Source organism: Enterobacter sp. B79-1 (assembly GCF_057444735.1).
Genome location: NZ_JBYAZJ010000009.1, coordinates 130627 through 145707 on the forward strand (window position 1 = coordinate 130627; position 15081 = coordinate 145707).

The window sequence follows — 15081 nt, forward strand, 5'->3', positions numbered from 1 at the left end:
CAGGGATAATTGATGAAACAAACACAACGTCATGACGCCATTATCGAACTGGTTAAAAAACAGGGATACGTCAGCACCGAAGAGCTGGTGGAGCAGTTTGCCGTCAGTCCACAAACCATCCGTCGTGACCTGAACGACCTGGCCGATCAGAACCGCATTCTGCGCCACCACGGCGGGGCGGCGCTACCGTCCAGCTCGGTCAATACCTCCTGGCATGACCGTAAAGCCACGCAGACGGCAGAGAAAGAGCGGATTGCCCGCAAGGTCGCCAGCCAGATCCCAAACGGGGCGACGCTGTTTATTGATATCGGCACCACGCCGGAAGCGGTAGCCCATGCGCTGCTGGATCACGAGAACCTGCGCGTGGTGACGAACAACCTGAACGTGGCCAATACCCTGATGCAGAAAGACGATTTCCGCATCATCCTCGCGGGCGGCGAACTGCGCAGCCGCGACGGCGGGATTATTGGCGAAGCGACGCTCGATTTTATCTCCCAGTTCCGCCTCGACTTTGGCATTCTGGGGATCAGCGGCATCGACAGCGACGGCTCGCTGCTGGAGTTTGATTATCACGAAGTGCGCACCAAGCGCGCGATTATTGAAAACTCACGCCACGTGATGCTGGTGGTAGACCATTCCAAGTTTGGCCGTAACGCGATGGTGAACATGGGCAGCATCAGCATGGTGGATGCGGTTTATACCGACGTGATGCCGCCAGCGGGCGTGATGCAGGTGATTAAAGATAATAATTTGCAGCTGGAACTGTGCTAGAAGTTGTGTCGGGTGGCGCTGCGCTTACCCGACCTACAAAACCCGTAGGCCCGTGCAAGCGTAGCGCCGCCGGGCAATGAATTACACGCCGTACCCCATCATCTTCAACAATTGCTGCGCATGCTGCACCGCATCCTGGCGATGCGCCACACCCAGCTTCTGATACAAATTGCGGATATGCGTTTTGATGGTGGTCGCCGCCACCGCCAGCTCGCCGGCAATCTGCTCGTTGCTGTAGCCGGAATAAATCAGTCCGAGAACCTGCCATTCACGCTGAGTGAGCGGGCTGGTGCGGATAAGTTCCGGGACTTCCGGGTGGTTCAGCAGACGTTCTACAAAGTTCTCATCGAAATGCGCGAACTTATGGCGATGGTGCTGGTTAATCTCGCGCAGAATACGCTGAGCGCGATGCTGATCCAGTTCCGGCAGCGTATTGAGCTGAATAAGCTGGCGCAGCTGCTGCGCCATGACTTCGCCTTCAATGACAAAGTGGCTGACAAACCCGGTGCGGTTAGCCAGCTGTAGCGCTTCCAGCAGCACGCGCTGGGCGTCATTTTTACGCCCGGCCTGCCAGTAGAGCTGGTTCAGCAGCAGCAGGTTGCGGTTCAGGTCGCTCATCAGCCGCAGGCTGCGCGCGTTTTCGTTTAACTCCTCCAGCACGATCTCAGCCGGTTCAAACTCACCCAGCAGGATCTGCGCGCGGGCAATATTCCGCCACTGGCTCTGCAGGAAGTGGTTGTTAGCAAATTCCGGTTTCGGCGTTTGACGCAGCCAGTTGGCGGCGGACTTTTTATCGCCGATCATCTGCCAGTAAATCACCCGAACCTTATCGGCGTTTGATACCCAGTCGCTGTGGTACTGACCGTTGCCGAGCAGGTTCTCCAGGCGGTTAAGGTGGTTGCGGGCATTATCCAGATCCCCACGCGCCAGCGAACACTGGACCAGCAGCGCCAGACACTGCAGCTGCTGCTGCGGCTGGAAGCTGGAGAGTACGTCTACACCCTGACGGGCGCAGCTTTCGGCCTCATCCAGACGTGACCATGCCCACAGCAGCTGAGCGCGAATACGCAACAGGAACTCATGCATCGGCAGCTGTTCCAGATGCTGTTCACGAATCAGCTGGAACGCTTTTTCCTGATTTTCCCAGGCGGCCTGCAGGAACCCCTGCGCAAATAAAATCTCGCTCTGTTGGATCAGGCTCCACAGCGCGTAGTGCCAGACGTCGTGCCGACGTGCCATCTGCTCGGTTTGCTGCATCAGTGAAAGCGAACGGGTGAGGTCGCCTTTGCAGTGCAGCACTTCGCCGTGCACCGAGGTCGCAACGATGCGGCTGTAGAAGTTAGCCAGCGGAAGTTCATCCAGCGCGACCATTGCCAGCCGTTCAGCTTCGTCCGGGTCGCCGTCGTTAATGGCCACCTGAGCGCGCAGGGCGTTGAACTCGCCGTGCAGGGTGGCATCCATTTCGCTTTCCATCTCCTGCTCGGCGCGCGCCAGCAGGGTGTTAACTTCGCTGTAGCGATGCTGGCTCTGCATCAGCCAGGCCTGAAGCAGCACCAGACGCGGGTTCTCCAGCAGGCTTTCCCACGGCAGCGCTTTTAACGACTCTTCAAGCAGCGTCAGCTCGCTGTGGTTGAACAGGCCCCATGCATGGTTGAGGAGGATATCGCGCAGCATGCTGGCATCACCGGCGGCCAGCGCGTGGTGGATGGCCTCGCTCGGGAAGCCTTGTGCCATCCAGCTTTCGGCTGCGGCGCGGTGAATTTCCGGCAGTTCAACCGCCAGTTCCCATTGGCAGCGCTGGCGCAGGAAGCTGCCAAACAGCGGGTGATAGCTAAACCACTCGCCGGGGTCGTCCATGCGCGTCAGAAACAGCCCCTGACGTTCAATCTCTTCAAGCTGTAGCTGGCCGTTCTCACAGCCGGTGACGCACACGATCAGCGCATCGTTCATGGAACGCAGCAGGGAGCTCTTCAGCAAAAAATTACGGGTGGAGGGATCGACGCTGTCCAGCACCTCATCCACCAGATAATCAGAAAGGTGGCTGGCGTTGATGCCCGCCAAACGCCGCGCAGACTGATGCGCCGGACTGTTGTTTTGCCGGGCAGAGAGCGCGATCAGCTGCAGCGCCGTGGCCCAGCCCGCGACATCATCACACAGGCGGCTGCTTTCGGCGGCCTCAATCGGTGAGGTCAGGCGGCAGTCAAAGAACTGTTTCGCTTCCTGGTGGGTGAAGGCCAGCTGCTGGCTGCCCACTTCGAGAAGCTGATCGCGCACGCGCAGGTTGGCAATACCCAACTGCGGCAGGTTACGCGACAAGACAACTAAGGTCAGGTTTTCCGGCTGATGGCGCAGGAAGAAGCGCATCGACTCGTGGATCACCGGGTTTGTGATCAGATGATAGTCATCAATCACCACATAAAGCGGACGATGCCATTCGGCCAGTTCGATAAACAGCTGTGAGAAAAGGGAAGACAGGCTGGCGTACTGGCGTTTTTGCACCATCACCTCACTGGCGACACAGTGTCCGTTAGTGGCCTGTTGAATGGCGGCAATCAAATAGCTGGCAAAACGCTCCTGCTGGTTATCGCCCTCATCAAGGGAGTACCAGCCGAGATCGCTCTTACCTGCGGCCCATTGCGAAATGAGCGTTGTTTTTCCATAACCTGCAGGACTCGTAACCAGCGCCAGTCGGAAATTATGCGCGCCGGAAAGTTTAGCCAGCAGACGCTCGCGGACCACTGTATGGTCAAGACGAACCGGGCGACTTAATTTAGACGGAATCAACATAGGTTTCACTTCACTGTGGGGAACGAGAGATTTTATTTTTTTTGCGCTTCGTAATTAATGGATATAAGGTCGGCCAATAAGTTAACTATTGCAAGTTATGTCTGGATTTGGTGGCTGTGAATTTGCACTCTGTCACAAAACATTCAGGCAGATGATGGAACTTTCTGGAAAGGTCTTTGATGCCCCGTCAATGCTGGCTTGTATGGTTGTGTTGCGGCTGCGCTGAAACTGGTTTCAGAAAGGGATAGTGACGTTAAATTTAATATACTGCTGGTAAAGTTAAGGGGAATTAATAATCGCCTTAGTTATTACCCGATTGCAGAAATATTATTGTACGTAAGTAATCATTTCCGCGAGGAATAATTTCTTACGAAACTGCATTTCATTTTTTTGACACTCTTCCAGGATATCTTTTCTCCCGCCGTGCACACTTACAGAGTGGCCTCGATCACACTTTTATGCTCATCCCCGCTACTCCTCCCTGTCTAATCCCCCACAGGAGGAGGAAGAGGCGGAATGAGCCAGGCACACTAGCGCCAACATGTGTTTTCTTTCTACAGGATGCCAATTCCCTATGTCACAGCCTACCTTCAACAAAGCTCAATTCCAGGCTGCCCTGACGCGTCAGTGGCAGCGTTTTGGCCTTCGTGCTGCAAACGAGATGACGCCTCACCAGTGGTGGCAGGCGGTGAGCGGTGCGCTCGCAGAGCAACTGGATGCTCAACCGGTGGCGAAGCCTGTTAAGGGCCAGCGTCACGTGAACTATATCTCGATGGAATTCCTGATTGGCCGCCTGACCGGCAACAACCTGCTGAACCTCGGCTGGTATCAGGACGTCGGCGATGTGCTGAAAGAACACGACATTAATCTGACCGACCTGCTGGAAGAAGAGACCGACCCGGCGCTGGGGAATGGTGGTCTGGGTCGCCTGGCGGCCTGCTTCCTTGACTCTATGGCAACCGTTGGTCAGTCCGCGATTGGCTATGGTCTGAACTATCAGTATGGCCTGTTCCGTCAGTCGTTTGCCGACGGGCATCAGATGGAAGCGCCGGACGACTGGCATCGCAACACCTATCCGTGGTTCCGCCACAACGCGCAGCTCGATGTGCAGGTCAGCATTGGCGGGAAAGTCACTAAGCAGGGACTCTGGGAACCGGCGTTCACCCTTACCGGTGAAGCCTGGGATCTGCCGGTGCTCGGCTACCGTAACGGCGTGGCGCAGCCGCTGCGTCTGTGGCAGGCGAAGCATGCGCATCCGTTTAACCTGACCAAATTCAACGACGGCGATTTCCTGCGCGCCGAGCAGCAGGGTATCGACGCCGAGAAGCTGACCAAAGTGCTCTACCCGAACGACAACCACCTGGCGGGTAAAAAGCTGCGCCTGATGCAGCAGTACTTCCAGTGCGCCTGCTCCGTGGCGGACATTCTGCGTCGCCATCACCTGGCGGGCCGCAAGCTGGCGCAGCTGCCGGACTTCGAAGTGATTCAGCTCAACGACACGCACCCGACCATTGCCATCCCGGAACTGCTGCGCGTGCTGATCGACGAACATCAGCTGAGCTGGGACGACGCCTGGGCCATCACCAGCCGTACCTTTGCTTACACCAACCACACCCTGATGCCGGAAGCGCTGGAGTGCTGGGATGAGAAGCTGGTGAAAACGCTGCTGCCGCGTCATATGCAGATCATCAACAAGATTAACGACCAGTTTAAAACGCTGGTTGATAAAACCTGGCCGGGCAACAAAGCGGTCTGGGCGAAGCTGGCGGTGGTGCACGATAAGCAGGTGCGCATGGCGAACATGTGCGTGGTAAGCGGCTTTGCCGTTAACGGCGTGGCCGCGCTGCACTCGGATCTGGTGGTCAAAGATCTGTTCCCGGAATACCACCAGCTGTGGCCGACCAAATTCCACAACGTGACCAACGGCATCACGCCGCGTCGCTGGATCAAGCAGTGCAACCCGCTGCTGGCTGGCCTGCTGGACAGGATCCTGAAGAAAGAGTGGGCCAACGATCTGGACCAGCTCATCAACCTGGAAAAATACGCCGACGATGCGAAGTTCCGCGAGCAGTACCGCGCGATCAAGCTGGAGAACAAGGTTCGCCTGGCGGAGTTTGTGAAAGTGCGTACCGGGATTGAGATCAACCCGAATGCGATTTTCGATATCCAGATCAAACGCCTGCACGAGTACAAGCGTCAGCACCTGAACCTGCTGCACATTCTGGCGCTGTACAAAGAGATCCGCGAGAACCCGCAGGCCGACCGCGTGCCGCGCGTGTTCCTGTTCGGTGCGAAAGCGGCACCGGGCTACTACCTGGCGAAAAACATTATCCTCGCCATCAACAAAGTGGCGGCGGCGATCAACAGCGATCCGAAAGTGGGCGACAAGCTGAAGGTGGTGTTCCTGCCGGATTACTGCGTCTCGGCGGCTGAAATGCTGATCCCAGCGGCGGATATCTCCGAGCAGATCTCTACCGCCGGTAAAGAAGCGTCCGGTACCGGCAACATGAAGCTGGCGCTGAACGGCGCGCTGACCGTCGGTACGCTCGACGGAGCAAACGTCGAAATCGCCGAGAAGGTCGGTGAAGAGAATATCTTCATCTTCGGCCATACCGTGGAAGAGGTGAAAGCCATCAAGGCCAAAGGCTACGACCCGGTGAAATGGCGTAAGAAAGACAAAGTGCTGGACGCGGTGCTGAAAGAGCTGGAGAGCGGCAAATACAGCGACGGCGACAAGCACGCGTTTGACCAGATGCTGCACAGCATGGACAAACACGGCGGTGACCCGTATCTGGTGATGGCGGACTTCACGGCCTACGTTGAAGCGCAAAAACAAGTCGACGTGCTGTATCGCGACCAGGAAGCGTGGACCCGCGCGTGCATCCTGAACACCGCCCGCTGCGGCATGTTCAGCTCTGACCGTTCAATCCGTGATTATCAGGCCCGTATCTGGCAGGCAAAACGCTAAGGAAGCGCGATGGAGAGTAAACGTCTGGACAGTGCCGCGCAGGCGGCGGGGATCAGCCTCAGTTACATCAATGCGCACGGCAAACCGCAGTCTATTGGCGCCGACACCAAAAGACGTTTGCTGGATGCCATGCACAAAGCCGACGCGAAAGCGTCGGTTGCGCCGGTGCCGAACGTGAAGGTATTCACCGCAGGCAAAAAGATGCCGCTGGCGGTGGAGGGGCGCGGCGAGTTTAGCTGGCTGCTTACCACCGAAGAGGGGCATCAGCACAAAGGCCACGCCACCGGCGGCAAAACGCTCAACCTTCCGGCGAAGTTGCCGGAGGGCTATCACACCTTAACGCTCACCCAGGATGACCTGCGTTTCCACTGCCGGGTGATCGTCGCGCCAAAACGCTGCTACGAGCCGCAGGCGTTGCTCGAAGGCAAAAAGCTGTGGGGCGCCTGCGTGCAGCTCTACACCCTGCGTTCGGACAACAACTGGGGCATCGGTGATTTTGGCGACCTGAAAAAGATGCTGGTGGATGTGGGCGAGCGCGGCGGCGCGTTCATCGGCCTCAACCCGATCCATGCGCTTTATCCGGCGAACCCGGAAAGCGCCAGCCCGTATAGCCCGTCGTCCCGTCGCTGGCTGAACGTGATTTACATCGACGTTAACGCGTTAGATGACTTCAAAAACAGCAAAGAGGCGCAGGCTTGGTGGAACCTCAGTACCACGCAGCACGCGCTGAAGCAGGCGCGCGACGCAGACTGGGTGGACTACGCCACCGTCACCGCGTTGAAAATGGCGGCACTGCGTCTGGCATGGAAAGATTTTGCGAAGCGCGATGACGAGCAGATGACGGCCTTCCGTCAGTTTGTCACCCAGGAGGGCGAGAGCCTGTACTGGCAGGCGGCGTTTGATGCGCTGCACGCGTATCAGGTGAAAGAGGACGAAATGCGCTGGGGCTGGCCGGTCTGGCCGGAAGCGTATCAGACCGTCGACACGCCTGAAGTGAAAGCCTTCTGCAAAAAATACGCTGACGAGGTGGACTTCTATCTGTGGCTGCAGTGGCTGGCGTACAGCCAGTTTGCCGCCTGCTGGCAGGTGAGCCAGGGCTACAAGATGCCGATTGGCCTGTATCGTGACCTGGCCGTCGGCGTGGCGGAAGGCGGTGCGGAAACCTGGTGTGACCGCGAGCTTTACTGTCTGAAAGCCTCCGTCGGCGCGCCGCCGGATATCCTTGGCCCGCTCGGCCAGAACTGGGGCTTGCCGCCGATGGATCCGCACGTGATGGCGGCGCGCGCCTACGAGCCGTTTATCGACCTGCTGCGCGCGAACATGCAGAACTGCGGGGCGCTGCGTATCGACCACGTGATGTCCGTGCTGCGCCTGTGGTGGATCCCGTACGGTGAAACGGCCGATCACGGGGCGTACGTGCAGTACCCGGTTGACGATCTGCTGTCGATCCTGGCGCTGGAAAGTAAGCGACACCAGTGCATGGTGATCGGTGAAGATCTCGGTACCGTGCCGGTGGAAATTGTCAGTAAGCTCCGCGACAGCGGCGTCTACTCCTACAAAGTGCTCTATTTTGAAAACGACCATGAGAAAACCTTCCGCGCGCCGAAAGCGTACCCTGAACAGTCAATGGCAGTCGCGACGACGCATGACCTTCCTACGCTTCGTGGCTATTGGGAAAGCGGCGACCTGACGCTCGGCAAAACGCTGGGACTCTATCCTGATGAAGAGGTTCTGCGCGGCCTGTATCAGGATCGCGAACTTTCCAAACAGGGGCTGCTGGATGCGCTGCACAAGCATGGCTGTCTGCCGAAACGCGCCGGGCATAAGGCGTCGTTGATGTCGATGACCTCCACGCTTAACCGTGGTTTGCAGCGCTATATTGCCGACAGCAACAGCGCTCTGCTGGGCCTGCAGCCGGAAGACTGGATTGATATGGCGGAGCCGGTGAACATCCCGGGCACCAGCTATCAGTACAAGAACTGGCGTCGCAAGCTGTCCACAACGCTTGAGAAGATGTTTGCCGATGACGGGGTGAACAGGCTGATTAAGGATTTGGACAAGCGCAGAAGAGCGGTGGGTAAGAAGCGGTAGTTTCACCCTCACCCTAACCCTCTCCCAGAGGGAGAGGGAATAGAATGTAGGCCGGGTAAGCGTCAGCGCCACCCGGCTTTTTTACATCAAACCACCATATTCAACAGCAGCACCCCGACCAGACCGCACACCGAAATAATGGTTTCCAGCGCGGACCAGGACTTGATGGTTTCACCGATCGTCAGGTTGAAGTACTCCTTGAATAGCCAGAAGCCCGGATCGTTCACGTGAGAGAAAATCACGCTACCGGAACCGACCGCGATAACCATCAGCTCAGGACTTACGCCCGTGGTCGCAATCAGCGGGGCAACGATACCGCCTGCGGTGATCGCCGCAACGGTTGCAGAACCCAGCGCAATACGCAGCACGGCAGCAATAGACCAGGCCATCAGGAGCGGCGACACGTTGGTTTCATGCATCATGGCAGCGATGTATTTGTCCACGCCGCTGTCGACCAGAACCTGCTTGAATGCGCCGCCACCGCCGATGATCAGGAGCATCATGGCAATGATTTTGATGGAAGAGGTCAGCGTGTCGTTGATCTGATCCATTGAACGACCGCGGTTCAGACCGAAGGTGAACATCGCGATCAGCACCGCAATCAGCGTTGCCATCACCGGGTCACCGAGGAATTCCGCAACCGCCAGGAACGCGTGACCTTTTGGCAGGATCATCTCCGCCACGGCACGCATCGCCATCAGGATCACCGGTACCAGAGAAGTCCAGACGCTGACGCCAAAGCCAGGCATCTCTTCTTCGGTGAAGGTTTTGGCGCTGTACAGACCTTCAGGAATCGGCTTATCAATGCCTTTCAGGAAGCGCGCATAAACCGGGCCTGCCAGAATCACGGTTGGGATTGCCAGAATCGTACCGAACAGCAGGGTTTTACCCATATCCGCGTGGAAGATGGTGGCGATAGCGGTTGGACCCGGGTGCGGCGGCAGGAAGCCGTGGGTCACGGACAGCGCCGCAGCCATTGGCACACCGACATACAGCAGCGGGATGTTTGCCGCAGCCGCGATGGTGAACACCAGCGGCAGCATCAGCACGAAGCCCACTTCATAGAACAGTGCGAAACCGACGGTAAAACCGGTTAACACCACTGCCCACTGGATGTTTTTCTTGCCGAATTTGGCAATCAGCGTGGTGGCGATACGCTGCGCACCCCCGCAGTCCGCCAGCATTTTGCCGAGCATGGCGCCGAAGCCCATGATCAACGCCAGGCTGCCGAGCGTACCGCCGACACCGGCTTTGATCGAGCTGATGACTTTCACCAGCGGCATCCCTTGCATCAGACCGACTGCAAGTGCCACCAGAACCAAAGCGATAAATCCGTTCATTTTGAAACGGATCATCAAGAGCAGTAATAACACAACACCGATAGCGACGATGACTAATGGCATGATTTACCTGGCCTTTGAATTGTTATGGGTAACGTCATTGTTTCAACGACAAATTCCGATTGTCCCAACTGGGAACAGAGCGTTAACGGCACTCATACTGATGCCTGCGAAACCATTAAGTTTAGTCGGCTGTTATAAGGGTGTTGAGTGCCCACGAGAATGATACGGGTAACATGATGTGATTGAGAATCACCCTGGGAGGCTAAATTTGAATTATGAGACGCAGGTCAACATATAGAGGGGGGGCTGCGGGAAAACAAAAGCCGGGTGGCGGCTTCGCCTTACCCGGCCTACGATTCGGATGCAGTAACTGTTTTGTAGGCCCGGTAAGCGCAGCGCCACCGGGCAAGACAGACGGGTACTGAATTAGTAGTAAGAGTGCTCGCCGCGCTGGTGCTCGGTCAGATCGCGCACGCCTTTCAGTTCCGGGAATTCGTTCAGCAGCTGCTTCTCGATCCCTTCCTTCAGGGTCACATCGACCATAGAACAGCCGTTACAGCCGCCGCCGAACTGCAGGATCGCCAGACCGTCTTCCGTGATTTCCATCAGGGTTACACGGCCACCGTGTCCTGCCAGCTGTGGGTTGATCTGCGATTGCAGCAGATACTCAACGCGCTCCATCAGCGGGGCATCGTCAGACACTTTACGCATTTTCGCGTTCGGTGCTTTCAGGGTCAGCTGAGAGCCCAGCTGGTCGGTGACAAAGTCGATTTCCGCATCGTCAAGATACGGCGCGCTCAGTTCATCGACGTACGCGGTGAGCTGTTCAAATTTAAGGGCGGTGTCAGTTGCTTCCACAGCGTCCGGAGGACAATACGAGACACCACATTCTGCATTCGGAGTGCCTGGATTGATCACAAACACGCGGATCTGCGTCCCTTCTTCCTGATTTGCCAGCAATTTGGCAAAGTGCGCTTGTGCAGAATCGGAAATACGGATCATAGCTTTGGCCTAATAGTTGACTAAATTACCTGGGTATAATCATACGCCCATTGAAGAAGGGCTACAAGGTACGGCACAGACACCATACCTGAACCGACGCGGCGCCGCTTTGCAAAAGCAGTCGGGAAAGTTCAGCAACGGTACTGCCCGTGGTGACGACATCATCCACAAGCGCGATATGGAGGCCGTGAACCGGCAATTCAAGGCGAAAGGCATTTTTCAGGTTTCTTTTGCGAAGCCGGGCGCTGAGCTGATGCTGTATTGCGGTTGCCTGCACGCGCCTGAGCGCTGAGGCAGCGTAACGGCATCCGAGCCAGCGGGCGAGCGGACGACAGAGCAGGTCGCTTTGGTTATAGCCGCGCCGCCAGTGGCGACGGTGGTGCAGGGGGACATTCATCAGCATGTCGACCCGCGGCAGCGCGCGCGTTCGTCGTGCCTGCAACACGGCGAGAAGCAGCAAGCGGGCAAGAGGCGTCGCCAGTACGCTTTGGTGGGAAAACTTCAGTGCGTGGATAAGTGAACTGAGCGGCGGAACATAATTATCCACCGCCACAAGCGCTTGCCACGGCGGCGCTTTTTTTAGGCAGCGACCGCAGGGGATCGCCAGGCTGACCGCCGGTAACCCACACTGCGGACACCCGGCGATTCGTCCTTCCAGCGAGCGGGTACAGACGGAACACATCCCCCACGCGCTGAGCGCAAGCGGCATTCGGCATAGCCAGCACAAGCCGGGCACTGTTAGCATAGGCAACCTCCATGTAAAAAAAGAGAACGATAGCTGATGAAGACGCTGTGGTGGCAGACCGTCGGGACGGGAAATTGTCATCTTGTGCTGCTGCACGGATGGGGACTGAATGCGGAAGTGTGGCGTTGCGTAAGTGAGGAACTCGCCTCGCAATTTACGCTGCATCTGGTGGATTTGCCGGGCTATGGCCGCAGCCGTGGCTTTGGCGCGATGTCGCTTGATGAGATGGCGCAGCAGGTTCTGGATGCCGCGCCGCAAAACGCCGTCTGGCTGGGCTGGAGCCTGGGTGGGCTGGTGGCAAGCAAAATTGCGCTGGATAACCCCGGGCGCGTGAGCGCGCTGGTTACCGTGGCCTCGTCCCCGAGTTTTAGCGCGCAGGATGCGTGGCCGGGTATCAAGCCTGAAGTGCTGGCCGGGTTCCAGCAGCAGCTAAGCGAAGACTTCCAGCGGACGGTGGAACGTTTTCTCGCGCTGCAGACGATGGGAACAGAAACCGCGCGTCAGGATGCGCGCACGCTGAAGCAGACCGTGCTCTCGCTGCCGATGCCTGACGTTGAGGTGCTTAACGGGGGGCTTGAGATCCTGAAAACGGTCGATCTGCGTGAACCGCTGGCGTCGCTGGCGGTCCCGCATCTGCGTATTTATGGTTATCTGGACGGGCTGGTGCCGCGCAAGGTGGTTCCGCTGCTGGATGATCTGTGGCCGGAGAGCCAATCGCTGGTGGTCGCTAAAGCGGCACACGCGCCGTTTATCTCGCACCCTGGCGAGTTTTGTTCGGCGCTGTCCGGCTTTATTCGCGCAGTGCCCACCACTCCCTGAGGCAGGCTTTCCCTTCCGGGCAACGTTTACAGCTGCCGGACAAACAACCGTCCGGCTCTTCCTGAATGCGCACGGCTTTTCCCATCGCTTCGAGTCTTTCCAGCATGGCATCGATCATCGGCTGGGGCGTATGCAGGCTGAGGCTTAGCTGCGTTGCCTCCATGCGCCCCTGTAACGCCAGTAAATCACGAACCTGAATCAACGATGCCATCTGTTTGCCCCTTAGTGACAGTCGCCAGCCGGGCTGTTGCAGCAGGAGGTCGGCGTTTTACGCGTCGCCAGCAGGTTGATATCAACGCGGCTCCGCGCCCGGCGCAGCAGGCCCATCACCATCACGTTAAACAGGATCACCGCCAGGATGCAGACCAGGCTGTAACGCGGGTGCTGGCTGAAGTTAACGGTCTGATAGAACACCGTCGCCAGGGAGTAAGCGATATTCAGCCCCCACAGAATGGAGAAGCCCATCCAGCCGCGGCTGGACTCACGGGCAATCGCCCCCATTACCGAGATGCACGGAATGTACAGCAACACGAAGATGAGGTAGCTGTAGGCCGCTGACGCACTGCCGAATTTCTCGCTCATCACGCCCATGGCGCCGGTCGCCATTTCGCCGTCGCCTTTGCTGGCCTCAATCGGATTCGCCAGCACGCTCAGGCTGAAGGTGTCTTTCAGGCTCTGCCAGGTTTCCTCAACGGCACCCAGCAGTTCGTCGCCGAGGTGAAACTCTGCCGGATTGAACTCTTGCTCCTGAATGTTCTCTGCGGTGTAGAGCGTGTTCAGCGTCCCGACAACCACCTCTTTCGCCATTGCGCCGGTGAACAGGCCAACGGTCGCCTGCCAGTTATCCTCCTGCACGCCAATCGGTTTGAAGACCGGCGTGATGACGCGGCTGACGGAGGCGAGGGCAGAGTCGTTGATGTTATCTGCCGCCTGACCGCTCAACGTGAAGCTGTTCAGCGCGCTCAGGAAGATACTGACGATGACAATCACTTTACCGGCGCGCAGCACGAAGCCTTTCAGGCGCTGCCAGGTCTGGATCGCCAGGCTCTTCAAATGCGGTACGTGGTAAACCGGCAGCTCCATCACAAACGGTGACGCTTCACCGCGCATAATGGTGTGCTTCAGCATCAGACCGGTCAGGATTGCCATCACGATGCCGAGCACGTACAGCGAGAAGACCGCCAGCGCGCCCTGCTGACCAAAGAAAGCGGCGGCAAAGACCGCAAAGATGGCCAGGCGCGCGCCGCATGACATAAATGGCGCCATCATGATGGTCATCAGCCGCTCGCGCGGCGCATCAAGCGTACGTGCACCCATCACCGACGGCACGTTGCAGCCGAAGCCAACGATCAGCGGCACGAAGGATTTACCCGGCAGCCCCAGCGCCTGCATCAGGCGATCCATCACGAACGCCGCGCGAGCCATATAGCCGGAGTCTTCAAGGAAGGAGAGGAACAGATACATCATGCCGATCTGCGGCACCAGCGGCAGCACGGTGTTGATACCGCCGCCAATCCCCTGGGCGAGGAAGATAGTTAGCCATTCCGGGAAGTGCAGGGTGTAGCCCAGCCACTGGATACCGTGCACGAATATCGCGACGGAACCGGCGTCAAAGACAGGCTGGAGCGCGCCGCCGATGTTAATGGCAAGCAGGAACATCAGGTACATCACCAGCAGGAAGATGGGCAAACCGAGGAAGCGGTTGAGCACAATCTTATCTACGGCGGCGGTAAAGCGGCTGGGTTCCGCCGTCAGGGCGTTGCTGACCACGTCGCAAATCGCGGCGATGGCCTGATAGCGCGCGTCCGCGATGTGCAGCGCCGGGTCATCCAGCTCGTCGCTCAGGCGTGCCAGCGCCACGTCCAGTTTATCTGCTGCGTCACCGGCATAGGCGCGGCTGTAGATATCGCCTTCCAGCATCTGCAGGCCGAGCCATTGACGCTGTCTGGCAGGCATGGCGGTGTCCATCTCCTGCGCCAGCTGGCTGGCTTCGCGAAGCAGCGGCTGCGCGTAGTGCACCAGTTCAACGTCGGCGTTACCTGCGTGGCGGTCAACGGCCAGCTTCAGGGCGTCAATGCCGCGCCCGCGGGTAGAGACCAGCGGAACCACCGGGCAGCCCAGGCGGGCGGAGAGGGCATCGACGTCGATGCGTAATTTCTGCTTCTCTGCGATATCGAGCATGTTAAGCGCCACGATGCAGGGAATACCCAGCTCAAGCAGCTGCAGCGTCAAATAGAGATTGCGCTCAAGGTTGGACGCATCCACCACGTTGATGAGCAGATCCGCATCGCCGCTCAGAATATAGTGGCAGGCGATCTGCTCATCGAGCGAGGTCTGGGATGAAATCGTGGTGAGCGAATAGGTGCCCGGCAGGTCAACCAGCGTGACCTGATTGTCCGTCGTCGTGAACTGGCCTTCTTTGCGTTCAACCGTCACGCCTGCCCAGTTGCCGACGCGCTGGCGCGCACCGGTTAACTGATTAAATAAGGTTGTCTTGCCGGAATTAGGATTGCCAATTAAGCCAATAGTTAATTTTTTCATTGTAATATACTCAC

General features: G+C 57.9%; 10 protein-coding genes. 4 read left to right on the plus strand and 6 right to left on the minus strand.

What is annotated here, in order from left to right:
- The first annotated feature begins 12 nt into the window (after positions 1-12).
- A complete protein-coding gene (locus AC2T6E_RS20450; protein ID WP_008503060.1) occupies positions 13-771 on the plus strand; it encodes a DeoR/GlpR family transcriptional regulator in 759 nt (252 codons plus the stop codon).
- Positions 772-852: 81 nt separating this feature from the next.
- Here the strand turns inward: AC2T6E_RS20450 and malT are convergent, their stop codons facing one another.
- A complete protein-coding gene (gene malT / locus AC2T6E_RS20455; RefSeq protein ID WP_486693059.1) occupies positions 853-3558 on the minus strand; it encodes an HTH-type transcriptional regulator MalT in 2706 nt (901 codons plus the stop codon).
- A 574-nt stretch (positions 3559-4132) separates the two neighbouring features.
- Here malT and malP point away from each other — a divergent pair.
- Both malP and malQ read left to right on the plus strand, forming a co-directional pair.
- On the plus strand, positions 4133-6526 hold the full coding sequence (gene malP, locus AC2T6E_RS20460; protein ID WP_108417708.1) for a maltodextrin phosphorylase: 2394 nt from the start codon (positions 4133-4135) through the stop codon (positions 6524-6526).
- 9 nt (positions 6527-6535) lie between these two features.
- Complete coding sequence (gene malQ, locus AC2T6E_RS20465) at positions 6536-8617, plus strand: 4-alpha-glucanotransferase (RefSeq protein ID WP_010436431.1); 2082 nt, start codon at positions 6536-6538, stop codon at positions 8615-8617.
- 86 nt (positions 8618-8703) lie between these two features.
- On the opposite strand, the gene gntT is transcribed toward malQ, so the two are convergent.
- The 3 genes from gntT to gntX form a co-directional block, all read right to left on the minus strand.
- Entirely contained in the window at positions 8704-10020 is a 1317-nt protein-coding gene (gntT, locus tag AC2T6E_RS20470; RefSeq protein ID WP_108417710.1) for a gluconate transporter, read from the minus strand.
- A gap of 366 nt (positions 10021-10386) precedes the next feature.
- On the minus strand, positions 10387-10962 hold the full coding sequence (nfuA, locus tag AC2T6E_RS20475; protein WP_010436427.1) for a Fe-S biogenesis protein NfuA: 576 nt from the start codon (positions 10960-10962) through the stop codon (positions 10387-10389).
- Positions 10963-11023: 61 nt separating this feature from the next.
- Complete coding sequence (gntX, locus tag AC2T6E_RS20480) at positions 11024-11707, minus strand: DNA utilization protein GntX (RefSeq protein ID WP_174340025.1); 684 nt, start codon at positions 11705-11707, stop codon at positions 11024-11026.
- A 36-nt stretch (positions 11708-11743) separates the two neighbouring features.
- Here gntX and bioH point away from each other — a divergent pair, with 36 nt between their 5' ends.
- A complete protein-coding gene (gene bioH, locus AC2T6E_RS20485; RefSeq protein WP_108417711.1) occupies positions 11744-12526 on the plus strand; it encodes a pimeloyl-ACP methyl ester esterase BioH in 783 nt (260 codons plus the stop codon).
- Here bioH and feoC read toward each other — a convergent pair.
- A complete protein-coding gene (gene feoC / locus AC2T6E_RS20490; RefSeq protein WP_108417712.1) occupies positions 12498-12737 on the minus strand; it encodes a [Fe-S]-dependent transcriptional repressor FeoC in 240 nt (79 codons plus the stop codon). The genes bioH and feoC overlap by 29 nt on opposite strands.
- A gap of 11 nt (positions 12738-12748) precedes the next feature.
- The gene (gene feoB / locus AC2T6E_RS20495) at positions 12749-15067 is read right to left on the minus strand and encodes a Fe(2+) transporter permease subunit FeoB (protein WP_260663308.1); all 2319 of its coding nucleotides are present in this window, start codon (positions 15065-15067) and stop codon (positions 12749-12751) included.
- Positions 15068-15081: the final 14 nt, after the last annotated feature.

What these genes read in the sequence shown, in the direction of transcription:
- feoB (WP_260663308.1), bottom strand. Translation starts at nt 15,067, where the DNA reads ATGAAAAAATTAACTATTGGCTTAATTGGCAATCCTAATTCCGGCAAG.
- nfuA (WP_010436427.1), bottom strand. Translation starts at nt 10,962, where the DNA reads ATGATCCGTATTTCCGATTCTGCACAAGCGCACTTTGCCAAATTGCTG.
- gntT (WP_108417710.1), bottom strand. Translation starts at nt 10,020, where the DNA reads ATGCCATTAGTCATCGTCGCTATCGGTGTTGTGTTATTACTGCTCTTG.
- malP (WP_108417708.1), top strand. Translation starts at nt 4,133, where the DNA reads ATGTCACAGCCTACCTTCAACAAAGCTCAATTCCAGGCTGCCCTGACG.
- malT (WP_486693059.1), bottom strand. Translation starts at nt 3,558, where the DNA reads ATGTTGATTCCGTCTAAATTAAGTCGCCCGGTTCGTCTTGACCATACA.
- AC2T6E_RS20450 (WP_008503060.1), top strand. Translation starts at nt 13, where the DNA reads ATGAAACAAACACAACGTCATGACGCCATTATCGAACTGGTTAAAAAA.
- bioH (WP_108417711.1), top strand. Translation starts at nt 11,744, where the DNA reads ATGAAGACGCTGTGGTGGCAGACCGTCGGGACGGGAAATTGTCATCTT.
- feoC (WP_108417712.1), bottom strand. Translation starts at nt 12,737, where the DNA reads ATGGCATCGTTGATTCAGGTTCGTGATTTACTGGCGTTACAGGGGCGC.
- malQ (WP_010436431.1), top strand. Translation starts at nt 6,536, where the DNA reads ATGGAGAGTAAACGTCTGGACAGTGCCGCGCAGGCGGCGGGGATCAGC.
- gntX (WP_174340025.1), bottom strand. Translation starts at nt 11,707, where the DNA reads ATGCTAACAGTGCCCGGCTTGTGCTGGCTATGCCGAATGCCGCTTGCG.